Raw genomic sequence first — 23,411 nt, 5'->3', positions numbered from 1 at the left:
ATGGCCATGGACATGCGCAAGAGCGGCCTGACCAGCACGGCGGATTCGGGTTCCTATTCCGACCTCAACCGGCTTAACCAGTTGAAGGTCGGCGACAAGAACAGCGACGGCAACATGCGCAAGGTCGCGCAGGAATTCGAGTCGCTGTTTCTCGGCGAGATGCTCAAGTCCATGCGTTCGGCTACCGAAGCCCTGGGCAAGGACAACCCGCTGAATACCCCGGCGGCCAAGCAGTACCAGGAAATGTACGACCAGCAGTTGGCGGTTTCCCTGTCTCGCGAGGGCGGTGGTATCGGCCTGGCGGACGTGTTGCTGCGCCAGATGCAGAAGAACAAACCGGTGGACGCCCAGGCGGCCACCCTGCAAGGCCCGGCTGCGCCCGCGAAGAAGGTGGATGTGCCGACTGAAATTGCCGCCGGTACCAAGGCCGATGGCCCGCTGGGCCGCAGCAATGGTCAGCGGCCATTGTGGGCATACCGCGTGGCGGTGCCTGAAGGCACCAACTCCCACGCCAACGACATGGCGCTGATGAACCAGCGACGCATCTCGTTGCCGAGCAAGCTGACGGATCGCCTGCTGGCCGGCATCGTGCCGGGTGCCGAGGCTACCACTGCCGCCAAGGCCGCGCCGCTGCGCAACAGCGCTGCCGATGATGGCGTGGTCAACAGCACCGCCCGCAGCCTTGCCGCCATACCGCCTCGCGGGCAGATGCAGGTTTACGGCCGCGCCGTCGCCCAGCCACCGCTGGCACCGGCGAAGAAAGCCTTCAGCTCGCAGGATGAATTTGTCGCCACCATGTTGCCGATGGCCAAGCAGGCCGCCGCGCGGATTGGCGTCGACCCACGCTACCTGGTGGCCCAGGCCGCCCTGGAAACCGGTTGGGGTAAATCGGTGATGCGTGCCGAGGATGGCACCAGCAGCCACAACCTGTTCGGCATCAAGGCCGGCCAGAGTTGGCAGGGCGAACAGGCCCGGGCGATCACCAGCGAGTTTCGCGATGGCGCGATGGTCAAGGAGACGGCGCAGTTCCGTTCCTACAATTCCTACCAGGACAGCTTCCATGACCTGGTCACGTTGCTGCAAAGCAATGATCGCTATAAAGAAGTTGTGAAATCAGCCGACAACCCGGAACAGTTTGTGCGCGAGTTGCAAAAAGCCGGTTATGCAACCGACCCGGATTACGCCAGCAAGATTTCGCAGATCGCAAAAACGATGAACAGCTACCAGAACTACGCTGCCGCGGGCGCTTCCACTCATTTATAAGGTCTGAATCATGAGTTTGCTCAATATCGGGATGTCGGGGCTCAATGCCGCCCAGGGATCGTTGTCGGTCTTAAGTAACAACATCGCCAACGTCAACACCCCGGGATACTCGCGTCAACAGAGCGCTCAGACCGCGAATGCGTCGAACGCCTACGGCGGCGTATTTATCGGCACCGGTACGACCCTGGCGGACGTGCGTCGGGTGTACAACCAGTTCCTCACCACGGCTTACCAGAACAGCACGGCACTCGACAGCGATGCCAACGCCTACCTGGACCAGGCCAGTGCCATCGACAAGACCTTGTCGGATTCCAACACCGGCATGTCTTCGGTGCTCAGTGCTTTTTTCGCGGCGGCGCAGACGGCTTCTGCCACCCCGGGCGACGTGTCCGCGCGCCAATTGCTGCTGACCAGCGCCCAGACCCTGAGCAACCGCTTCAACTCCATTTCCGGCCAGTTGAACCAGCAGAAACAAACGATCAACAGTCAGTTGAGCACCATGACGGACCAGGTCAACAAGCTGACGTCCTCGATCGCCTCGCTCAACAAGCAGATTGCCCAGGCCCAGGGGACTTCCAGCAGTGCGCCGGCCAACCTGCTGGACTCGCGTGACGAAGCGGTGCGCTCGCTCAACGAGCTGATCGGCGTTACGGCCACGGAAAAAAACGGACAGTTCAGTATTACGACCGGTACGGGGCAGTCGCTGGTGGAAGGCGGGATATCCAATAATATCTCTGCGGTACCGAGTAGCACCGACAATAGCCAGTACACCATCCAGCTCTCGATGGGCGACTCGTCCATTGACCTTGGCAATGTAGTCACCGGCGGCAGTATCGGTGGCTTGCTGCGCTATCGCAGTGACGTGCTGATGCCGGCCATCAATGATCTGGGGCGCATCGCGATTGCCACGGCAGACACGATCAACAATCAGTTGGGCCAGGGCCTGGACCTCAACGGCGAATTCGGTTCGTCGCTGTTCACCGATATCAACAGCGCGGCGGCGATTTCCCAGCGCAGCCAAGGGGCCGCCGGCAACAGCGCGGGGTCTGGCAACCTGAATGTCACGATCAAGGACAGCAGCCAGCTGACGACCTACGACTACAAAGTCACGTTTACCAGTGGTAACCAGTACAACGTCGTCCGCTCCGACGGCAAGGCCATGGGTTCGTTCGACACCACCACCACGCCGCCGCCGGTGATTGATGGCTTTACCCTGGCGCTGGACGGCAAAGGGCCCATGGCTGCCGGTGACAGCTTCAAGGTCAGCCCCACGGCCAACGGGGCCACGGGCATCGGTGTCGACCTGAAGGACGTCAACAAGCTCGCCTTCGCGGGCCCCTTGGCGGGGAACGCAAGCAAGACCAACACCGGCACCGGTACGTTCACACCGCCTCAGCTGACTGTGCCGCTGGATATTCATGGCGGCGCTGATACCGCCCAGTTGCGCGCCGGCATCGAAAACTCCATGCCGGTAAAAATGCTCTTTGGCAAGCCGGCCGCCGACGGCACCCAGTCGTATACGGTGAGCGACGCGCAAGGCAATCCGATCGGCAGTGGCACCATCATCCCGGGCCAGGGCAACAAGATCAGCATCAACGTACCGATGCGCGATGCCTCCGGTGCGTTGATCCCGGGCAAAAGCTTCAACTTCGACACCACGGTCGGCGGCTCGCCTGCCAATGGTGACAGCACGACTTTCTCGTTCAACGCTTCGGGCACCTCCGACAACCGTAACGCCCAGCAATTGCTGGACTTGCAGACCAAGGCCACCGTGGGCGCCAGCGACGGCAGCCCGGGTGTGAGCCTGGTCAGCGCCAACGCCCGACTCGTGTCGCAGGTGGGCTCCAAAGCCAGCCAGGCCGCTACCGACTCCACCGCGACGGGTGCGCTGTTGGCAGCGAACAAGGCGGCCAGCAACTCGGTGTCCCAGGTCAACCTGGATGAAGAGGCGGGTGACATGATCAAGTTCCAGCAGTACTACACCGCGTCGTCGCAGATCATCAAGGCTGCGCAAGAAACTTTCAGCACACTGATTAATGCCCTTTAAAGGAGTCTGGGACGATGCGTATTTCTACACAGCAGTATTTCGACACCAGCGCCAGCAAGTACCAGACGAACTATTCCGGTGTGGTGAAAGCCCAGGACCAGGCGAGCAGTGGTATCCGGGTGCAGACCGCCTCCGATGACCCGGTCGCGGCCGCGCGCTTGCTGCAATTGCAGCAACAGAAAGACATGCTTGGCCAGTTCAACGGCAACATCAACACCCTGCAGAACTCGCTGACCAACGAAGAATCGGTGTTAAAGAGCATCAACACCGCCTTGCAGCGCGGTAATGAACTGGCGCTGCGTGCGGCCAACCAGTCCCTGAGCGATGACGATCGTAAATCCATCGCCAGCGAAGTGGGCGCGCTTGAGGACCAGGTGCTGGGCTTGCTCAACTCCAAGGATGCCAACGGCAACTACATGTTTTCCGGGTCGAAAACCGACACGCCGCCTTACATCCGCAATAACGACGGCACCTACACGTATCAGGGTGACGAGACGCCGCTGAGCTTGCAGATCTCGGACAATCTGTCGATGGCGGTGGGCGACACCGGTAAGTCGATGATGGAAAGTTCGACCAACACCGGTCGCACCCAGGCTACGTTGTTGCCGCCTGCGGTCAATGACGGCAAGGTCGCGGTATCGGCGGGCACGGTGACCTCCGGTGTCACCTACACCAAGAGTTTTACCGACGGCCAGCCCTACAAGCTGACCTTCAGCAGCAGCACGCAGTATTCCGTGACCGACAAGGACGGTAACGACGTTACCTCCGAGATTCCCGGCAACGGCGCTTTCGACGCGACCAAAGAGGGCGCATCCAGCGTCAACCTGCGCGGCGTCAAGTTCGATATCAGCCTGACGCTCGGCGCGGACGTTGCGCCCGGCGCTGACTCCGACGCACTGGTGGCGGGCAAGGCGTTCACCCTGCAATCCAAGCCGGACACCTTCAGTGCTTCGCGTTCGCCAGGCAACGCGTCGACTGCACAAGTGACCGGTGGCCAGGTGACGGATCAGGCGGCCTACGCCAGCACCTTCCCTGATACCGGTGCGGTGATCAAATTCACCAGCGGCACCACGTATGAGGTGTATGCGCAGCCCTACAGTCCGAACAGCAAGACCATCGCGACCGGCACCATGGCTGCCGGTGCCACCTCGATCAACGCGGCCGGCGTGACGTTCGACATCAGTGGTGCGCCAGGGGCGGGCGACCAGTTTGCGGTCAGCGCCGTCAGCAACAAGAACGAAAACGCCCTGGACACGTTGAGCCAATTGCGCAAAGCCCTGGAAACGCCGGCTGACGGCAATCTGGTCGCGCAGAACAACCTCAAGGATGTGGTGGCCAAAACCATCGGCAACCTGAACAACGCCAGTTCACAGATTGACCAGGTGCGCGGCTCCATCGGTGCTCGCCAGAATGCCCTGGATCTTCAAACGGATGAGAACACCAGCCTGGGGACTGCCAATACCAACACCATGAGTTCCTTGGGCAACGTCGACATGGGTCAGGCGGCGATCAACCTGCAGCTTCAGCAAACCATGCTGCAGGCCTCTCAGTTGGCCTTTGTGAAAATCTCTCAGTTGAGCCTGTTCAACAAAATGTGATGTCCGCAGCTGCAAACCGGCGGCTCACCCTGGAAACGGGGTGGGCCGTTGTGCTTTTTGGCGTTTGTATGTCCCCGTGTTTCGCACAAAGCGCAGAAAATTGAGTGACCTGTGAGTCATAAAGCGCATCTTCACTGTATCGTGTGAAAAGGATAGGTCGTCGCCAGGTCTCTGCGAGGGCCTGCCGCCAGGGTACAAAGGCGGTTTTCGGCGAGTTTTTTGCGGGGTCATCCCCATTATTGTCAGCACCCGGCGACGTGTCTCGCGGGGTGTTCTCCAGCTATTTAGTATTGGGAAGCCACAATGATTGGCATAAAAAGCATCGCCAGTTACGTGCCGGCAGACGGGATTGATAACTACGCCCAGGGTGCCAAATTCGCCAAGGATGAAGAATTCATCATTGGCAAGATCGGTTCGGCGTTCCTGCCGCGCAAGGATGCCGCGCAGGAAACCTCCGATCTGTGCGTCGAGGCGGTCAACGCCTTGTTTGCCAACAACCCCGATTTGAAGCGCGAGTCCATCGATGCGCTGATCGTCGTTACCCAGAATGGTGACGAAGAGGGCTTGCCTCACACCGCCGCCATCGTCCAGGACAAGCTGGGCCTGCCGACGCACGTGGCGGCCTTCGATATTTCCCTGGGCTGCTCGGGCTACGTCTACGGCATCTATGCGATGAAGGGCTTCATGGAAGCCACCGGCCTGAAGAACGGCCTGCTGGTGACCGCCGATCCGTACTCGAAGATCGTCGACCCGGAAGACCGCAACACCACCATGCTGTTCGGCGATGCCGCTACCGCCACCTGGATGGGTGAAGACGCGCCGTGGCAGTTGGGCAAGTCCAAGTTCGGCACTGACGGCTCCGGTGCGCCGCACTTGAAGGTCAGCGATGGCGTGTTCTTCATGAACGGCCGCCAGGTGTTCAACTTCGCCTTGCTCAAGGTGCCGGCGCATTTGCACGAGCTGCTCAACGAATCGGACCTCAAGGCTGACGAGATCGATGCGTTCTGCATCCACCAGGGCAGTGCGGCGATTGTCGACGCCGTGGCCCGGCGTTTCGAAGACGCGCCGGTGGACAAGTTCATCAAGGACATGGTCGAGACCGGCAACACCGTGTCCTCGAGCATTCCGCTGCTGCTGGAAAAGCACATGCTCGACTCCACCTGGAAGCGCGTCGCCATCAGTGGTTTTGGTGTGGGGCTGTCCTGGGGCTCGGCGATTTTGCACCGCCCTTGACGACTTAAAGGCGCTGCACAAAAAAACGCCCATGATCGAAAGATTATGGGCGTTTTTTATTTGGCGCCAGAAAGCCAACAATTGCTGGGGTTTGGGCTATCGTAAATGCTTGAATTAAAAGGGGTGGCACGGCGCCAGTAAAAAAAATCAAAAAAGTCCTCAAGCAACCTGCTTTCACGACGATAACTATTACGAAGGTTCTCTAGGCCACACCCGGCGGTTGCCAGGGCCGGAAGCCGCAGTACACCACCCACGAGGATTTCGTCATGGCATTAACAGTAAACACCAACCTTGCTTCGTTGACCGTTCAGAACAACCTGAACAAGGCTTCCAGCGCCCTGCAAACTTCCATGCAGCGCCTGTCCTCCGGCCTGCGTATCAACAGCGCCAAAGACGATGCGGCCGGCCTGCAAATCGCTGGTCGTCTGACCAGCCAGATCAACGGCCTGGGCGTTGCCATCAAGAACGCCGGTGACGGTAACTCCATCGCGCAAACTGCTGAAGGCGCGATGCAGCAATCCACCAACATCCTGCAGACCATGCGTTCCCTGGCTCTGTCGTCCGCTAACGGCTCCCTCAGCGCTGACGACCGTAAGTCGAACCAGGCTCAGTACGCTGCTCTGACTTCTGAATTGACCCGTATCGCTTCTACCACCACTTTCGGTGGTCGTAACCTGCTGGACGGTTCTTTCGGTACTACCGCTTTCCAAGTGGGCGCCAACGCCAACCAGACCATCAACATGAGCCTGGGCAACGTATCGGCTAACAACATTGGTTCGCAGCAGCTGCTGTCCAGTGCTCAGACTCCAGGCGCCGGCGTTGCAGGCGGCACTATCACTGTTACCGGTGGCGGCCAGACCTCTGCTGCACTGACCATTGCTGCCGGCGCCTCTGCCAAGGCTATCGCTGCTCAACTGAACGGCGCGGTCGGCGGCCTGCAGGCCTCTGCCAGCAACGAAGCCAAATTCACTGTTCCAGCCTTCGCGGCTCCTAACCCAAGTGGCAGCTTCACTCTGGCCGTAGGCAGCGCTTCGGTTAGCTTCACCGGTATCACCAAAGCTTCTGACCTGGCTGACCAACTGAACTCCAACGCTGCCAAACTGGGCATCAGCGTTAACTTCGACCAGTCGACCGACTCCCTGTCGATCAAATCCGACTCGGGTGAGAACTTCACCTTCTCCGGTGCTGACGCTGGCGGCCAGACCATCGGCGTGCAAACCAAGGGCGGCAACGGTCAGTTCGGCACTGCCGCAACCCTGACCGCTGCAAACCTGGTTGCTACTGGCCAAGTCTCGTTGAACTCCAGCTCCAGCTACTCGCTGGCTGGCGACGGCGTTACCGGCGTGTTCGGCGCAGCGGGTGCTACTGCTGTCAACTCGGGCAAAGTCGTTGTCAGCAACACTGACGTGACCACCGCTGCCAACGCACAGAGCGCTGTTGACGTGCTGACCCAGGCACTGTCCACCATCGACTCCCAGCGTGCTGACCTCGGTGCTGTACAAAACCGTTTCGACAACACCATCGCCAACCTGCAGAGCATCTCGGACAACTCCACTTCTGCCCGTGGCGTGATCCAGGACGTTGACTTCGCTGCTGAAACCGCTCAGCTGACCAAGCAACAAACCCTGCAACAGGCTTCGACTGCGATCCTGTCCCAGGCGAACCAACTGCCATCCGCTGTACTGAAGCTGCTTCAGTAATAACGGCGCTTGGTAACTGACGGAAGGGCGCGTTTACGTGCCCTTTTGTCTTTTGTCTAATGAGGTGATTGGTCATGGACATGAGCGTCAAACTGAACCTGTCTTACCCTGCGGCAGCGCCACAGAATGCTCCAGCTCCTGTCAGTGCCGATCCGCAGAAACCCAAGGTGGACTCCGTTGCTGGCGCGAAAGATGCCCAGCAGCCGAGCCACACCGACTTGAAAAAAGCCGTCAACGACATAAACGAATTCATCCAGGCTGCCCAGCGCAAACTGGATTTTTCCATTGATGACTCCACCCACCAGGTTGTGGTTAAGGTCATCGCAACCGAGAGCGGTGAAGTCATTCGCCAGATTCCTTCGGAATTGGCCCTGAAACTCGCCCAGAGCCTTCATGACGCCAGCAGCTTGCTGTTTGACGCCAAGGTCTAAACTGGCATGAACTTTGTTGCGAAAACTGCCTAGAGCGTGATTCGTCAATAAAGCATCAGCCCCGGATTAGGAGAAAGACGATGACAGTCGTAGCAGGTCTAACGGTCAACGGCCCGGGTACGGGTATCGACGTTCAAGGTCTTGTTAAGTCATTGGTGGGTTCGCAAACCGCACCCAAGCAAGCGCAGATCGACAGCCAGACCAAAATATCCACTGCGCAACTGACCTCGATCGGTAAAATCCAGGCGGCCCTGGACGCGTTCCGGGGCGCGCTGGACAATATGACCAAGACCGTCAACTTCAGCGGCCTGAGTTCGACGGTTTCGAACGATAAGCTCGCGACGGTCACGTTGGGCCCGGGTGCCGCGGCCGGTAACTTTACGTTGAACGTTACCAAGTTGGCCACGGCGTCCAAAGTCTCCACGGCAGTGATTCCTGGCGGGCCGACGGCCGTCGTCAATTCCGGGGCTTCGGCGACGGTGTTTACGGTCTCCCAGTCCGGCAAGGATTACAGCGTCAGTGTGCCGCCGGGCGGGACCCTGCAGCAGGTGCGTGACTCGCTCAACACGCAGTACGGCAATTCGGGCTTGAGTGCCAACATCCTGACTGACTCCAACGGTTCCCGGTTGGTGGTCACGTCCTCGACTACCGGTAAAGGTAGTGACATCACCTTCAAGGGCTCCTCGGGCCTGGATACGGGCGCGACTGTCGTGGGCGCGGCACCGGTGAACGCCGTGTATACCCTGGACGGCAGTCCTCAAGAGTCCACGAGTAATACCCTGCCCGACGCAATCAGTGGTGTGAGCATCACCTTGACGGGGGTTTCGGCAGCTGCCGACGGCCCTAACGGCGATTCGACGATCAAGGTGTCTGCGAACGCCGCCACCCTGAAGTCGGCAGTCAAGGGTTTCACGGACACTTACACAGCGTTGGTCAAGGCTGTGAATGCCGAGACTCAGGTCACCACCAATGCCGACGGTTCCGTCACGCCAGGCGCGCTGACCGGGGACAGCTCTGTGCGTACCATGATGGCGTCGATCCGCAACGTGATGAACTCGGTGACCGGTAGCGGCACGTTTTCATCCCTGGCGCAGTTTGGCGTGACCACGGACCAGACAGCGGGCACGCTGAGCGTCAGTGATGTGGCGTTTGACAAGGCCGCCCTCACTAACGGCTCCGACATCAACAGCATCTTCACCGGCCCCAATGGGCTGTTGACGAGCCTGACGAATGCCACAGCCAACTATGCGCTGAGCAAGACCGGGGTGTTCGCCCAAAAGTCCACGACCCTGCAGGACAACCTCAAGGACCTGACCAACCAGCAGACCGCCCTGAACACGCGTTCTGATGCCCTGACGGCGTCCCTGACCCTGAAATACAACGCCATGGACTCCCTGGTTGCGCAGCTCAAGGCTCAGGGCGACAGCGTCATGACCACCCTCAACTCGCTGAACAATCCGAAGTCCACCTGATTGGCGGATGGATAAAGCCCGCCGAAGGCGCTGAGTCAAAGCGCCAGGCGGGCTAAAGTTTTGTGTAACGCCGTCGACATAATAATCAGCGTCCACCCTTTTAGCTGTCGCCTGTCACGAGGTAGAAACATGAATCCCATGAGAGCCCTTCGCCAATACCAGAAGGTCAACACCCACGCCCAGATCTCCGAAGCCAGCCCGCACCGCCTGGTGCAGTTGCTGATGGAAGGCGCACTGGATCGTATGGCGCAGGCCAAGGGTGCGATGGCTCGCGGTGATATCGCGCAGAAGGGGTTGATGCTGGGCAAGGCGGTGGACATCCTCGTCGGGTTGCGTGACGGCCTGAACCCCGAGAAGACCCCGGACCCGATTGCACTGCAGCAGTTGGATAACCTGTATGCCTTCATGACCATGCGCCTGCTGGAAGCCAACCGTCAGAATGACGCTGCGATGATCGATGAGGTCGCAGGCCTGATGATTACGCTCAAGGAAGGCTGGGACGGTATTGCCACAGAGGTACAGTAGGCCGTAAGGCCTGAGGACGATGTCATGAGCCAAGCATTGCAAAAAATCGACGAGACCCGTGAGGCGCTGTCCGAGGCGTTGGCTGAACGCAACTGGGGTGCGATCGGCGAACTGGATTTGGGCTGCCGCGCGTTGATCGATGCTGCGCTCAACGAGGAATCGGCGGATGAGGCAGCCATTCGGGCAAAACTGGAAGACTTGCTTTCGGTCTACCAGCAGTTGCTTGAGGCGACGACAGGGGAGCGACAGGCTATTTTCGAAGAGATGTCGCAGTTCAACCGAGCTAAACATGCGTCAAAGGTTTACCATATGTTCGGCTGAAGGCTCAGTTAATCCGAACACCGCGCGTCATAAATTTGACTGTGCACGATTTTTTGACTTAACTAGTGCTATTTTCAGACGTCAGAAAGCCGTAGCGCAGAAAATGCCTACAGCAATCTAGATTGCCCCAACTCGAGGGCATTAGAGTTTTACTAGGGAAGTTGCTATTGCATGTGGCGTGAAACCAAAATTCTGCTGATCGATGACGATAGCGTTCGGCGCCGCGATCTGGCGGTGATCCTGAATTTTCTTGGCGAAGAAAATCTACCCTGCGGCAGCCACGACTGGCAGCAGGCGGTCAGCTCTTTGTCGTCGAGCCGCGAAGTCATTTGTGTGCTGATCGGGACGGTAAACGCTCCTGGTGCAGTTCTGGGCTTGTTAAAGACACTGTCGACCTGGGATGAGTTCCTTCCGGTGTTGCTGATGGGCGATATTTCTTCCGTGGACCTTCCGGAAGACCAGCGCCGCCGCGTGCTTTCCACCCTCGAAATGCCCCCCAGCTACAGCAAATTGCTCGACTCCCTGCACCGTGCCCAGGTCTACCGCGAGATGTACGACCAGGCCCGCGAGCGCGGCCGTCACCGCGAACCCAACCTGTTCCGCAGCCTCGTCGGCACCAGTCGTGCGATCCAGCACGTGCGCCAGATGATGCAGCAAGTAGCCGACACCGACGCCAGTGTGCTGATCCTTGGCGAGTCGGGCACCGGCAAGGAAGTGGTCGCACGCAACCTGCACTACCATTCCAAGCGTCGTGACGGGCCGTTCGTGCCGGTCAACTGCGGGGCGATCCCGGCAGAGCTGCTGGAAAGCGAACTGTTCGGCCACGAGAAGGGCGCCTTTACCGGGGCGATCACCAGCCGTGCCGGGCGTTTTGAACTGGCCAACGGCGGCACCCTGTTCCTCGACGAAATCGGCGACATGCCGCTGCCGATGCAGGTCAAGCTGCTGCGGGTATTGCAGGAGCGCACCTTCGAGCGCGTGGGCAGCAACAAGACCCAGAGCGTCGACGTACGCATCATCGCGGCCACCCACAAGAACCTCGAAAGCATGATCGAGGTCGGCAGCTTCCGCGAAGACTTGTACTACCGCCTCAACGTATTCCCGATCGAAATGGCGCCCCTGCGCGAGCGCGTCGAAGACATCCCGTTGCTGATGAACGAGCTGATCTCGCGCATGGAACACGAAAAGCGCGGTTCGATTCGCTTCAACTCGGCGGCGATCATGTCACTGTGTCGCCACGGCTGGCCGGGCAACGTCCGCGAGTTGGCCAACCTGGTGGAGCGCATGGCGATCATGCACCCGTACGGGGTGATCGGCGTGGTCGAGCTGCCGAAGAAATTCCGCTACGTCGACGACGAAGACGAGCAATTGGTGGACAGCCTGCGCAGCGACCTGGAAGAGCGCGTGGCCATCAACGGCCACACGCCGGACTTCGGCTCCACCGCCATGCTGCCGCCGGAAGGCCTGGACTTGAAGGACTACCTCGGCAGCCTCGAACAAGGCCTGATCCAGCAGGCACTCGACGACGCCAACGGTATCGTCGCCCGTGCCGCCGAGCGCCTGCGCATCCGTCGTACCACCCTGGTGGAGAAGATGCGCAAGTACGGCATGAGCCGCAAGGAAGGTGATGAACAGGCGGATGATTGACGCCTGTTTTTCAAGCAGCTGATTAATCAGCGGTTTTTTTTAGGCACGGGTATTGCTACAGCACTCGCAACGTTCCGTTTAACTGACGGTCAGCCAAGCGAGAGAGCATGATGCCCCACGCCGCCCAACTATCTTCGGTCCCTGACACTCAGGGGCCGGCCCCCTCCGTAGAGCAGATCAGCCGCCTCGGGCTCGAACAGGCTTTTTCCCTGTTCAACCAGATGTCGAGCCAGTTGACTGACTCCTACAGCCTGCTGGAAGCCCGGGTTTCCGAGCTTAAAGGCGAGTTGGCCGTGGTCAGTGCCCAGCGCATGGAAGAGCTGGCCGAGAAAGAGCGACTGGCCAACCGTCTGCAAAACCTCCTCGACCTGTTGCCCGGTGGCGTGATCGTCATCGACGAGCAGGGCCGTGTGCGCGAAGCCAACCCGGCGGCCTGCAACATGCTTGGCCTGCCGCTGGAGGGCGAGCTGTGGCGCGAGGTCATCACCCGCTGCTTTGCCCCGCGGGAAGACGACGGCCACGAAATCTCCCTCAAGGATGGGCGCCGCCTGTCCATCGCCACGCGTTCCCTGGATGCCGAGCCCGGCCAGTTGGTGTTGCTCAACGACCTGACTGAAACCCGGCACCTGCAAGACCAGTTGGCCCGCCATGAGCGCCTGTCGTCTTTGGGGCGAATGGTCGCTTCCCTGGCCCACCAGATTCGTACGCCATTGTCGGCCGCGCTGATTTACGCCAGTCATTTGACTGATGAGCAATTGCCCGCCGCCACCCACCAGCGTTTTGCCGGCCGCCTCAAGGAGCGCCTGCACGAACTGGAGCATCAGGTGCGCGACATGCTGGTGTTTGCCCGCGGCGAATTGCCGCTGACCGATCGCGTCACCCCGGCCGCCTTGATGCAGTCCCTGCAAGCGGCGGCCGCCACTCATATCCAGGAAGCGTCAGTCCGTTGGCAGTGCGACAGCCATTACGGCGAGTTGCTGTGCAACCGCGACACCCTGGTGGGCGCGCTGCTCAACCTGATCGAAAACGCGACCCAGGCCAGCGGCCCCGGGGCGCGGCTCAAGGTGCACCTGTACAACCGTGGCGAGACCCTGCGCCTGAGCATCAGCGACAGCGGCAGCGGGATTGACCCGGCAGTGCTGCAGCGCCTCGGCGAGCCTTTTTTTACCACCAAGACCAACGGGACCGGCCTGGGCCTGACCGTGGTCAAGGCAGTCGCCCGTGCACATCAGGGAGAATTGCAGCTGCATTCCCGGTTGGGTCGTGGCACGTGCGCGTTGATCACGCTGCCGCTGTTTTCATGCGCCGTCAGCGCGGAGTAAAAGGTCATGGCTATCAAGGTTTTATTGGTTGAAGACGATCGCGCCCTGCGTGAAGCATTGGCTGACACGCTGTTGCTGGCGGGCCATGACTATCGGGCGGTCGGTTCTGCCGAAGAAGCCCTGGACGCGGTGGAGCAGGAGTCCTTCAGCCTGGTGGTCAGCGACGTCAACATGCCGGGCATGGACGGACACCAGTTGCTCGGCCTGTTGCGTGCGCGCCAGCCGCAACTGCCGGTGCTGCTGATGACCGCCCACGGCGCCGTGGAGCGTGCCGTCGACGCCATGCGTCAGGGCGCTGCGGATTACCTGGTGAAACCCTTCGAACCCAAAGCCTTGATCGAACTGGTCGCCCGGCATGCCCTCGGCACCCTGGGCGCTGCCGAGGGTGAAGGCCCGATTGCCTTCGAACCGGCCAGCGCGCAATTGCTGGAACTGGCGGCCCGTGTTGCCCGCAGCGATTCCACCGTGCTGATCTCCGGCGAGTCCGGTACCGGCAAGGAAGTACTGGCGCGCTACATCCACCAGCAATCCCATCGTGCCAGCCAGCCGTTCATTGCGATCAACTGCGCGGCCATTCCCGACAACATGCTCGAAGCCACCTTGTTCGGCCATGAGAAGGGCTCGTTCACCGGCGCCATCGCGGCGCAGGCCGGCAAGTTCGAGCAGGCTGACGGCGGCACCATCCTGCTCGACGAAATCTCCGAAATGCCCCTGGGCCTGCAAGCCAAGTTGCTGCGGGTATTGCAGGAGCGCGAAGTGGAACGGGTGGGCGCACGCAAGCCGATCCAGCTGGACATCCGTGTGGTCGCCACCACCAACCGCGACCTGGCGGGCGAAGTGGCGGCGGGGCGCTTCCGTGAGGACCTGTTCTACCGGCTCTCGGTGTTCCCGTTGGCCTGGCGCCCGTTGCGCGAGCGCCCGGCCGACATCATCCCGCTGGCCGAGCGCCTGCTGGGCAAGCACGTCAATAAAATGAAGCATGCCCAGGCGCGCCTGTCGGCCGAGGCCCAGGCCTGCCTGATCAGCTACCCGTGGCCCGGCAACGTGCGGGAGCTGGACAATGCGATCCAGCGTGCGTTGATTTTGCAGCAGGGCGGCCTGATCCAGCCCCAGGATTTCTGCCTGGCCATGGGCCCGGGCGCAGCCCCGCAGCCGAGCCTGGCTGCCGCGCCACAGGTCGAAGCCGTGCCTGCCGAATCCGCCGGCGCCCTGGGCGACGACCTGCGTCGCCGGGAATTCCAGATGATCATCGACACCCTGCGCTCCGAGCGCGGGCGCCGCAAAGAAGCCGCCGAGCGCCTGGGCATCAGCCCGCGCACCCTGCGCTACAAGCTGGCGCAGATGCGTGACGCCGGGATGGACGTGGAAGCCTATCTCTACGCCACCTGAAAATTCTCAAAGCCGACAGGGCCAGTCGCCTTTTCTTACAGAATGCCACGGAGCTGGCACCCTTGTTGCTACCACCCCTGTAATCGCTGTGTAGTGTCAAAAAATTGCGGGTCGTCGGAGAGAAAGTTCATGAGCCAAGGTGTTGAGTTCAATCGGTTGATGTTGGATATGCGGTCCATGCAAATGGATGCCATGGCTCAACCGAAATCCGCCGCGCAAGCCGTACCGGAATTGGGCCAGAGCAGCTTTGCCGACATGCTCGGCCAGGCCATCAACAAAGTCAGCGACACCCAGCAGGCATCCAATCAGTTGGCGACCGCCTTCGAGATCGGCAAGAGCGGCGTGGACCTCACCGACGTGATGGTCGCCTCGCAAAAAGCCAGCGTTTCATTCCAGGCCTTGACCCAGGTGCGCAACAAACTGGTTCAAGCCTATCAAGACATCATGCAGATGCCGGTTTAAGGACGATTTGAGTCATGGCAGAAGCACTCGTGGATAACGCACCCGCCAAGGCAGACGGCAAGCCGCCGCTGTTTGGCCTGTCGTTCCTGGAAAACCTCTCCGAGATGACCATGTTGCGTCAGGTAGGCCTGATGGTCGGCCTGGCTGCCAGCGTGGCGATTGGTTTTGCCGTGGTGCTGTGGTCCCAGCAACCGGATTACCGTCCGTTGTACGGCAGCCTGGCCGGCATGGATTCCAAGCAGATCATGGAAACCCTGGCGGCGGCAGACATCAGCTACACCGTCGAACCGAATTCCGGCGCACTGTTGGTCAAGGCCGACGATGTGGCCCGTGCGCGGATGAAACTGGCGGCTGCCGGCGTAACCCCGTCCGACGCGAATATCGGCTTTGAAATCCTCGACAAGGACCAGGGCCTGGGGACCAGCCAGTTCATGGAAGCCACCCGCTACCGTCGCGGCCTGGAAGGCGAACTGGCGCGCACCATCTCCGCCCTGAACAACGTCAAGGGCGCCCGCGTGCACCTGGCGATTCCGAAAAGCTCGGTGTTCGTGCGCGATGAACGCAAGCCCAGCGCCTCGGTCCTGGTCGAACTCTTTGCCGGCCGCTCCCTTGAGCCTGGCCAGGTATTGGCGATCATCAACCTGGTGGCCACCAGCGTTCCTGAATTGAGCAAGTCGCAGATCACCGTAGTCGACCAGAAGGGCAACCTGCTGTCGGACCTTGCGGAGAACTCCTCGCTGACCATGGCCGGCAAGCAGTTCGACTACAGCCGTCGCATGGAAAGCATGCTGACCCAGCGTGTGCACAACATCCTGCAACCGGTGTTGGGCAATGATCGCTACAAGGCTGAAGTGTCGGCCGACGTCGACTTCAGCGCCGTCGAATCGACCTCCGAGCAGTTCAACCCGGACCAGCCGGCCCTGCGCAGTGAGCAATCGACCACCGAACAACGTACCGCCAGCAATGGCCCGCAAGGCGTGCCGGGTGCCCTGAGCAACCAGCCACCCACCCCGGCCACTGCCCCGCAAACCACCGGTGGCGCTGCCGCTACCGCAGGCGCGGTGCAGCCTGGCCAGCCGCTGTTGGACGCCAACGGCCAGCAGATCATGGACCCGGCCACCGGCCAGCCCATGCTCGCGCCGTACCCGGCCGACAAGCGCAACCAGTCCACCAAGAACTTCGAGCTTGATCGTTCCATCAGCCACACCAAGCAGCAACAGGGTCGGATCAATCGCCTGTCGGTGTCGGTGGTGGTGGATGACCAGGTCAAGGTCAATGCCGCAGACGGCGCCATCACCCGCGCCCCATGGAGCGCCGATGAATTGGCGCGCTTCACTCGCCTGGTACAGGATGCGGTGGGCTTCGATGCCAGCCGTGGCGACAGCGTCAGCGTGATCAACATGCCGTTCTCCGCCGAGCGTGGCGAAGTCATCGCCGAGGCAGCGTTCTATACTCAGCCGTGGTTCTGGGACATCGTCAAGCAAGTGCTGGGGGTGTTGTTCATCCTGTTGCTGGTGTTCGGCGTACTGCGCCCGGTGCTCAACAACATCACCGGCCACGGCAAGAAGCAACTGGCCCTGGCCGGCGGCGACGTCGAACTGGGTGGCATGGGCGGCCTCGATGGCGAACTGGCCAACGACCGCGTGAGCCTCGGTGGCCCGCAAAGCATTCTGTTGCCGAGCCCGAGCGAGGGTTATGACGCTCAGTTGAACGCAATCAAGAGCCTGGTGGCCGAAGACCCGGGTCGTGTGGCCCAGGTCGTGAAAGAGTGGATTAACGCAGATGAGTGATAGCCGAGCTGCAGTAGCCAAACTCTCCCGGGTCGACAAAGCCGCCGTGCTGTTGCTGTCCCTCGGAGAAACCGACGCCGCCCAAGTGCTGCGCCACATGGGGCCCAAAGAGGTTCAGCGTGTCGGCGTGGCCATGGCGCAAATGCGCAATGTGCACCGCGAGCAAGTCGAGCAGGTGATGAGCGAGTTCGTCGAGATCGTCGGCGACCAGACCAGCCTGGGCGTCGGCTCCGACAGCTACATTCGCAAGATGCTCACCTCGGCCCTGGGCGAAGACAAGGCCAACGGCCTGATCGACCGCATCCTGCTGGGTGGCAACACCAGCGGCCTCGACAGCCTGAAGTGGATGGAACCGCGGGCCGTGGCCGATGTGATCCGCTACGAACACCCGCAAATCCAGGCGATCGTGGTGGCGTATCTCGACCCCGATCAGGCCGGTGAAGTGCTCGGCCACTTCGACCATAAGGTGCGCCTGGATATCATCCTGCGCGTCTCGTCGTTGAACACCGTGCAGCCAGCGGCGCTGAAAGAACTGAACACGATTCTCGAGAAGCAGTTCTCGGGCAATTCCAACGCTTCGCGCACCACCCTGGGCGGCATCAAGCGTGCGGCCGACATCATGAACTTCCTCGACAGCTCGGTGGAAGGCCAGTTGATGGACTCGATCCGCGAGATCGACGACAGCCTGTCGGTGCAGATCGAAGACCTCATGTTTGTGTTCAACAACCTCTCCGATGTCGACGACCGTGGCATCCAGGCGTTGCTGCGGGAAGTGTCCTCCGACGTGCTGGTGCTGGCGCTCAAGGGCTCCGACGAGGGCGTCAAGGAAAAGATCTTCAAGAACATGTCCAAGCGGGCTTCCGAACTGTTGCGCGACGACCTCGAGGCCAAGGGCCCGGTGCGCGTCAGCGACGTGGAAACTGCACAGAAGGAAATCCTCACCATTGCCCGCCGTATGGCCGAAGCCGGAGAAATCGTTCTCGGTGGGAAGGGCGGCGAAGAAATGATTTAAGGCGCCGCGCATGTCGAACAAAGATGAGACGCCCAGCGATCTGATTCGCGCACGGGACGTCGGAGGGTTCGACGTCTGGTCGCTGCCCAGTTTCGACCCGCATCGCCCGGAGCCTGAGCCGGAGCCGGTAGAAGAACCCCCGGCCGAGATGGAAGAAGTGCCGCTGGAGGAAGTCCAGCCACTGACCCTGGAAGAGCTCGAAAGCATTCGCCAGGAAGCCTACAACGAAGGTTTCTCCACCGGCGAGAAGGACGGTTTTCGCAGCACCACCCTCAAGGTCCGCCAGGAAGCCGAGGCCGCGCTGAGCGTCAAGCTGGCCAGCCTGGAAACCCTGATGGGCAGCCTGTTCGAGCCCATCGCCGAGCAGGACTCGCAGATTGAAAAAGCCATGGTCGGGCTGGTGGAGCACATCACCCGCCAGGTGATTCAGCGCGAATTGGCCCTGGACTCCACGCAAATCGAAAGCGTGATGCGCGAAGCCCTCAAGCTGCTGCCCCTGGGCGTCGGCAACGTGCGGCTGTACATCAACCCGCAGGATTTCGAACAGGTCAAAGCCCTGCGCGAGCGCCATGAAGAAACCTGGCGCATCGTCGAAGACGCTGCGCTGCTGCCCGGTGGTTGCCGGGTCGAGACCGAGCACAGCCGCATCGATGCCACGGTGGAGACGCGCATCACGCAGATCATGGCCAAGCTGTTCGATCAGTTGCACGAGCAGGCGCTGCACCCGGCAGAGCCGGACTTGAGCGTCGAGCTGGACACCCCCGATGCGCCTTGACCGCACCAGCTTCGCCAAGCGCCTGGGTGGCTATGCCGAAGTCACCGAGTTGCCCGGCCAGCCGATCCTGGAGGGCCGGCTGCTGCGCATGGTCGGCCTGACCCTGGAAGCCGAAGGCCTGCGCGCCGCCATGGGCAGCCGCTGCATGGTGATCAACGACGACAGCTACCACCCGGTGCAGGTCGAAGCCGAAGTGATGGGGTTCTCCGGCAGCAAAGTATTCCTGATGCCCGTCGGCAGCGTTGCCGGCATTGCCCCCGGCGCTCGCGTGGTGCCGCTGGCCGACACCGGCCGCCTGCCGATGGGCATGAGCATGCTCGGCCGCGTGCTGGATGGCGCCGGGCGCGCCCTCGACGGCAAGGGCGGGATGAAGGCCGAAGACTGGGTGCCGATGGACGGCCCGACCATCAACCCGCTCAAGCGCAACCCCATCAGCGTGCCGCTGGACGTGGGCATTCGCAGCATCAACGGTTTATTGACGGTGGGCCGCGGCCAGCGCCTGGGCCTGTTTGCCGGTACCGGCGTCGGTAAGTCGGTGTTGCTGGGCATGATGACGCGCTTTACCGAGGCCGACATCATCGTGGTCGGACTGATCGGCGAGCGGGGCCGCGAGGTGAAGGAATTCATCGAGCACAGCCTCGGCGAAGAAGGCCTCAAGCGTTCGGTCGTGGTGGCCTCGCCGGCGGATGACGCGCCGCTGATGCGCCTGCGCGCCGCGATGTACTGCACACGCATCGCCGAATATTTTCGCGACAAGGGCAAGAACGTCCTGCTGCTGATGGACTCCCTGACCCGTTTCGCCCAGGCCCAGCGGGAAATCGCCCTGGCCATCGGCGAGCCGCCGGCCACCAAGGGCTATCCGCCGTCAGTGTTCGCCAAGCTGCCCAAGCTGGTGGAGCGTGCCGGTAACGCCGAAGCCGGTGGTGGTTCGATCACTGCGTTCTACACCGTACTCTCCGAGGGCGATGACCAGCAGGACCCGATTGCCGACTCGGCGCGGGGCGTGCTCGACGGGCACATCGTGCTGTCCCGGCGCCTGGCCGAAGAAGGGCACTACCCGGCCATCGACATCGAAGCCTCCATCAGCCGGGTGATGCCGTCGGTGGTCACCCCGGAGCACATGATGCGCGCGCAGCAGTTCAAGCAACTGTGGTCGCGTTATCAACAGAGCCGCGACCTGATCAGCGTCGGCGCCTACGTGGCCGGCGGCGATCGCGAGACCGACCTGGCGATTGCCCTGCAACCGCAACTGGTGACGTACCTGCGCCAGGGCCTCAACGACAAGATCAGCATGGGTGAAAGCGAGGCACACCTGGGCACCATCTTCGCGCCGGCGCCGGGCGGATAAACCATGGCCAACACTCGCGCCGCGCGCCTTGCCCCGGTAGTGGACATGGCCGAAAAAGCTGAAAAGACCGCCGTCCAGCGCCTGGGGTACTTCCAGGGCCAGGTTCGCCTGGCGGAAAGCAAGCTGGGGGATCTGGAGCGCTTTCGCGGCGAGTATCAGCAGCAGTGGATCGAGCGTGGCAGCAAGGGCGTCTCCGGGCAGTGGCTGATGGGCTACCAGGGCTTTCTCAACCAGTTGGAAACCGCCGTCGGCCAGCAGCGCCAGAGCCTGGCCTGGCACCAGGCCAACGTCGACAAGGCCCGCGACAGCTGGCAACAGGCCTATGCCCGGGTCGAAGGCCTGCGCAAACTGGTGCAGCGCTACATCGACGAAGCCCGTGCACTGGAAGACAAGCGCGAGCAGAAATTGCTGGATGAATTGTCCCAGCGTCTTCCCCGCCAAAACCCCTATTAACCACGCCCTCGCTCCTACACGGATTTGCCCACTTCCCCATCACCTGCTACACCTTGTTGCACATTGCCAATGACAAGGAAGCAGTCGTATGTCAGTCGAATCAGAAGTGTCCCTGGACGGGACGAAGTTGACGATCACCGTCAGGGGACGATTCGATTTCGGTAGCCACCAGGCCTTTCGTGATGCCTACGAGCGGTTCTACAAGGTGCCCGAGATCTACGTGGTGGACTTGAAGGAAACCACCTACATGGACAGCTCGGCCCTGGGCATGCTCCTGCTCTTGCGTGACCATGCCGGAGGCGACAATGCCGAAGTGCAGGTGGTCAACGCCAACTCCGATGTGCGCAAGATCCTGGCCATTTCCAACTTCGACAAACTGTTCGACCTCACTTGAGCGTCCTGGCCCCGGTCCTCGAGGCGCTGACGGTGTTGATCGCCGAAGACAGCGCCGCCGACCTGTTGTTGCTGTCGACCATCGTGCGCCGCCAGGGCCACCAGGTGCTGACCGCCAGCAACGGCCAGGAAGCGGTCGATGTGTTTACCCGTGAACGGCCGCAGTTGGTGTTGATGGACGCCCTGATGCCGGTGATGGACGGCTTCGAGGCGGCCCGTCAGATCAAGCAACTGGCGGGGGAGGCGCTGGTGCCGATCATCTTCCTCACCTCCCTGCGCGAGAGCGAAGCCCTGGCCCAGTGCCTGGATGCCGGGGGTGACGACTTCCTGGCCAAACCCTATAACCAGGTGATCCTGGCGGCAAAGATCAATGCCATGGATCGCCTGCGTCGCTTGCAGGCCACGGTGTTGCAGCAACGCGACCTGATCGCCCGGCACCACGACTACCTGCTGCAGGAGCAGCGAGTGGCCAAGGCGGTGTTCGACAAGGTGGCCCACTCGGGCTGCATCAACGCCGCGCCGAATATTCGTTATGTGCAGTCGCCCTACGCGCTGTTCAACGGCGATTTGCTGTTGGCCGCGTACACGCCGTCGGGCGATATGCATGTGCTGCTGGGGGACTTTACCGGCCACGGTTTGCCGGCGGCGGTCGGCGCCATGCCCCTGGCGGAAGTGTTCTACGGCATGACTGCCAAGGGCTACGGATTGGCGCAAACCCTGCGGGAGATGAACGCCAAGCTCAAGCGCATCCTGCCGGTGGACATGTTCTGTTGTGCCACCTTGCTGTGCCTCAGCGCCCAGCGACGGGTGGTAGAGGTGTGGAACGGCGGCATGCCCGACGGCTACGTGCATGACGTCACCACCGGCAAGCGCACGCCGCTGGTGTCGCGGCATTTGCCATTGGGCGTGCTGGCGGCCGAGGCGTTTGATGACCGCACTGAAGTCTGGCCGATGGCGCTGGGTGACCGAGTGTTTTTGCTGTCGGATGGTGTGCTGGATACCGCCGATGCCCATGAACAGTTGTTTGGCGCCGAGCGGTTGCAGCAGGTGTTTGCGGCCAATCGCGAGCCGGACCGGTTGTTCGAGGAGATCGAACAGGCCCTGGCGGGTTTTCGCGGTGAGGTGCGCGATGACATCAGCATGGTGGAGATCAGCCTGCAGGCGGATGAGCCGTTGCGTTCGTCGTCGGTGGTGTATTCCGACAGTGGGCAGTCGTCGCCGCTGGATTGGTCGGTAAGTTTTGAGTTTCGTGCCGAGACGCTCAAGTCCTACAACCCTTTGCCGTATTTGTTGCAGTTGCTGTTGGAGATTCATGGGCTGCGGGAGCAGAGCGGGGCGTTGTACAGCGTGATGGCGGAGTTGTATTCCAATGCGCTTGAACATGGTGTGCTGGGGCTGGATTCGCGGCTCAAGCGGGATGCGCAGGGGTTTGCTGCGTATTACCGCGAGCGTAATGAGCGGCTGGCGCGGTTGGATAGCGGGTATGTGCGGGTGCACCTGGATGTGGTGCCGACCGGGGAGGGGGGGGGTCTGACGCTGCGGATCGAGGACAGTGGGGCCGGGTTTGATGTGGATAAGGTGCTGGCCAGGCCGCTGGATGTTGACCGTCTGTCTGGTAGGGGATTGAGCCTGGTGCGCCAGTTGAGCAGCGATGTAGGCTGGTCTGACGGCGGGCGGTGTGTGTGCGTGGAGTTTTCATGGAAGGCTCTGGCATAATCCGCCGATTCTTGATCAAGGAGCGAACAAGTGGCAGAGATTCATCTGGACCCCGATGTGCTGACTGGCTTGCAGGAGGTCATGGAGGGCGAGTATCCGAAGCTGCTCGACACTTTTCTCGATGACTCGCAAAAGCGGGTAGAGGCGTTGCGCCGGGCTCGAGATGATGCCAAGGCGCTTGGGCGGATTGCGCATAGCTTCAAGGGGAGTAGCGGTAATCTTGGGGCGGTGCGGTTGGCTGAGCTTTGTCAGTTGCTCGAGGATAAGTCCGCCAAGCCTGTGGTTGCGGATTTGGCGCAGTTGGTGGATGAGATTGACCATGAATTCGCGCTGGTGCGGCCGTTGTATGAGCATGAGCGGGGGCGGTTTCAGCTCTGACGCTTTTGGTGTGTATATCCGTTTCTTCGGTAACGGCGGCTTATGGTTTCGCTCTTGCAGCGAGTCACTTTGCAAAAGCGGCACAGTAACCAAAGCGCTCTGCCCCATCAAAAACCAGAGCGAAAGCAGAGCTGCT

The 23,411-nt window shown here is 61.2% G+C and carries 21 protein-coding genes; all 21 read left to right on the top strand.

The window, feature by feature from the left end:
- The 21 genes from flgJ (at nucleotide 1) to HX821_RS00550 (ending at nucleotide 23,275) form a co-directional block, all read left to right on the top strand.
- A complete protein-coding gene (gene flgJ, locus HX821_RS00650; protein WP_102604681.1) occupies nucleotides 1-1,263 on the top strand; it encodes a flagellar assembly peptidoglycan hydrolase FlgJ in 1,263 nt (420 codons plus the stop codon).
- A gap of 10 nt (nucleotides 1,264-1,273) precedes the next feature.
- Nucleotides 1,274-3,310 carry a flagellar hook-associated protein FlgK gene (flgK, locus tag HX821_RS00645; protein WP_102604682.1) on the top strand — a complete coding sequence of 679 codons (2,037 nt, stop codon included), beginning with the start codon at nucleotides 1,274-1,276 and terminating at the stop codon, nucleotides 3,308-3,310.
- A gap of 14 nt (nucleotides 3,311-3,324) precedes the next feature.
- A complete protein-coding gene (locus tag HX821_RS00640; protein WP_177035127.1) occupies nucleotides 3,325-4,908 on the top strand; it encodes a flagellar hook-associated protein 3 in 1,584 nt (527 codons plus the stop codon).
- Between the two features lie 303 nt (nucleotides 4,909-5,211).
- Nucleotides 5,212-6,141 carry a ketoacyl-ACP synthase III gene (locus tag HX821_RS00635; RefSeq protein WP_003214601.1) on the top strand — a complete coding sequence of 310 codons (930 nt, stop codon included), beginning with the start codon at nucleotides 5,212-5,214 and terminating at the stop codon, nucleotides 6,139-6,141.
- A 266-nt stretch (nucleotides 6,142-6,407) separates the two neighbouring features.
- Nucleotides 6,408-7,841: a flagellin gene (locus HX821_RS00630; RefSeq protein ID WP_087694338.1), complete on the top strand. Its 1,434-nt coding sequence runs from the start codon at nucleotides 6,408-6,410 to the stop codon at nucleotides 7,839-7,841.
- Between the two features lie 74 nt (nucleotides 7,842-7,915).
- Nucleotides 7,916-8,272 (top strand): flagellar protein FlaG, encoded by a 357-nt coding sequence (locus HX821_RS00625; protein WP_177035126.1) that lies wholly within the window; start codon nucleotides 7,916-7,918, stop codon nucleotides 8,270-8,272.
- 80 nt (nucleotides 8,273-8,352) lie between these two features.
- The gene (fliD, locus tag HX821_RS00620) at nucleotides 8,353-9,744 is read left to right on the top strand and encodes a flagellar filament capping protein FliD (protein WP_087694336.1); all 1,392 of its coding nucleotides are present in this window, start codon (nucleotides 8,353-8,355) and stop codon (nucleotides 9,742-9,744) included.
- Between the two features lie 129 nt (nucleotides 9,745-9,873).
- On the top strand, nucleotides 9,874-10,269 hold the full coding sequence (gene fliS / locus HX821_RS00615) for a flagellar export chaperone FliS (RefSeq protein WP_003214591.1): 396 nt from the start codon (nucleotides 9,874-9,876) through the stop codon (nucleotides 10,267-10,269).
- 24 nt (nucleotides 10,270-10,293) lie between these two features.
- Nucleotides 10,294-10,590 carry a hypothetical protein gene (locus HX821_RS00610; protein WP_003214590.1) on the top strand — a complete coding sequence of 99 codons (297 nt, stop codon included), beginning with the start codon at nucleotides 10,294-10,296 and terminating at the stop codon, nucleotides 10,588-10,590.
- Nucleotides 10,591-10,761: 171 nt separating this feature from the next.
- Nucleotides 10,762-12,237, top strand: a complete 1,476-nt coding sequence (locus tag HX821_RS00605) for a sigma-54 dependent transcriptional regulator (RefSeq protein ID WP_003214588.1) — start codon at nucleotides 10,762-10,764, stop codon at nucleotides 12,235-12,237.
- Nucleotides 12,238-12,347: 110 nt separating this feature from the next.
- Nucleotides 12,348-13,559: a PAS domain-containing sensor histidine kinase gene (locus HX821_RS00600; protein WP_102604700.1), complete on the top strand. Its 1,212-nt coding sequence runs from the start codon at nucleotides 12,348-12,350 to the stop codon at nucleotides 13,557-13,559.
- Between the two features lie 6 nt (nucleotides 13,560-13,565).
- Nucleotides 13,566-14,948 carry a sigma-54 dependent transcriptional regulator gene (locus tag HX821_RS00595; RefSeq protein ID WP_177035125.1) on the top strand — a complete coding sequence of 461 codons (1,383 nt, stop codon included), beginning with the start codon at nucleotides 13,566-13,568 and terminating at the stop codon, nucleotides 14,946-14,948.
- Between the two features lie 129 nt (nucleotides 14,949-15,077).
- Nucleotides 15,078-15,410, top strand: coding sequence for a flagellar hook-basal body complex protein FliE (gene fliE, locus HX821_RS00590; RefSeq protein ID WP_003214581.1), 333 nt, complete (start codon nucleotides 15,078-15,080; stop codon nucleotides 15,408-15,410).
- 14 nt (nucleotides 15,411-15,424) lie between these two features.
- Nucleotides 15,425-17,200, top strand: coding sequence for a flagellar basal-body MS-ring/collar protein FliF (fliF, locus tag HX821_RS00585; RefSeq protein WP_008434839.1), 1,776 nt, complete (start codon nucleotides 15,425-15,427; stop codon nucleotides 17,198-17,200).
- The gene (gene fliG / locus HX821_RS00580; RefSeq protein ID WP_003214577.1) at nucleotides 17,193-18,212 is read left to right on the top strand and encodes a flagellar motor switch protein FliG; all 1,020 of its coding nucleotides are present in this window, start codon (nucleotides 17,193-17,195) and stop codon (nucleotides 18,210-18,212) included. The genes fliF and fliG overlap by 8 nt, the downstream gene beginning before the upstream one ends.
- Nucleotides 18,213-18,222: 10 nt before the next feature.
- Nucleotides 18,223-18,987 (top strand): flagellar assembly protein FliH, encoded by a 765-nt coding sequence (fliH, locus tag HX821_RS00575; RefSeq protein WP_008434837.1) that lies wholly within the window; start codon nucleotides 18,223-18,225, stop codon nucleotides 18,985-18,987.
- The gene (gene fliI / locus HX821_RS00570; RefSeq protein WP_087694334.1) at nucleotides 18,977-20,335 is read left to right on the top strand and encodes a flagellar protein export ATPase FliI; all 1,359 of its coding nucleotides are present in this window, start codon (nucleotides 18,977-18,979) and stop codon (nucleotides 20,333-20,335) included. Before fliH ends, fliI begins: the two co-directional genes overlap by 11 nt.
- Before the next feature lie 3 nt (nucleotides 20,336-20,338).
- Complete coding sequence (gene fliJ / locus HX821_RS00565; protein WP_008434833.1) at nucleotides 20,339-20,788, top strand: flagellar export protein FliJ; 450 nt, start codon at nucleotides 20,339-20,341, stop codon at nucleotides 20,786-20,788.
- A gap of 88 nt (nucleotides 20,789-20,876) precedes the next feature.
- Nucleotides 20,877-21,182, top strand: coding sequence for an STAS domain-containing protein (locus tag HX821_RS00560; RefSeq protein ID WP_003214569.1), 306 nt, complete (start codon nucleotides 20,877-20,879; stop codon nucleotides 21,180-21,182).
- Entirely contained in the window at nucleotides 21,179-22,897 is a 1,719-nt protein-coding gene (locus HX821_RS00555) for a fused response regulator/phosphatase (RefSeq protein ID WP_177035124.1), read from the top strand. The genes HX821_RS00560 and HX821_RS00555 overlap by 4 nt, the downstream gene beginning before the upstream one ends.
- A gap of 30 nt (nucleotides 22,898-22,927) precedes the next feature.
- Nucleotides 22,928-23,275 carry an Hpt domain-containing protein gene (locus tag HX821_RS00550; RefSeq protein ID WP_003214564.1) on the top strand — a complete coding sequence of 116 codons (348 nt, stop codon included), beginning with the start codon at nucleotides 22,928-22,930 and terminating at the stop codon, nucleotides 23,273-23,275.
- Nucleotides 23,276-23,411 lie beyond the last annotated feature (136 nt).

Source organism: Pseudomonas sp. B6001, assembly GCF_013386015.1.
In the GTDB taxonomy this organism is placed as follows: domain Bacteria; phylum Pseudomonadota; class Gammaproteobacteria; order Pseudomonadales; family Pseudomonadaceae; genus Aquipseudomonas.
Note: the sequence above shows the minus strand (reverse complement) of the source record. Positions and strands in the feature narration are given on the sequence as shown.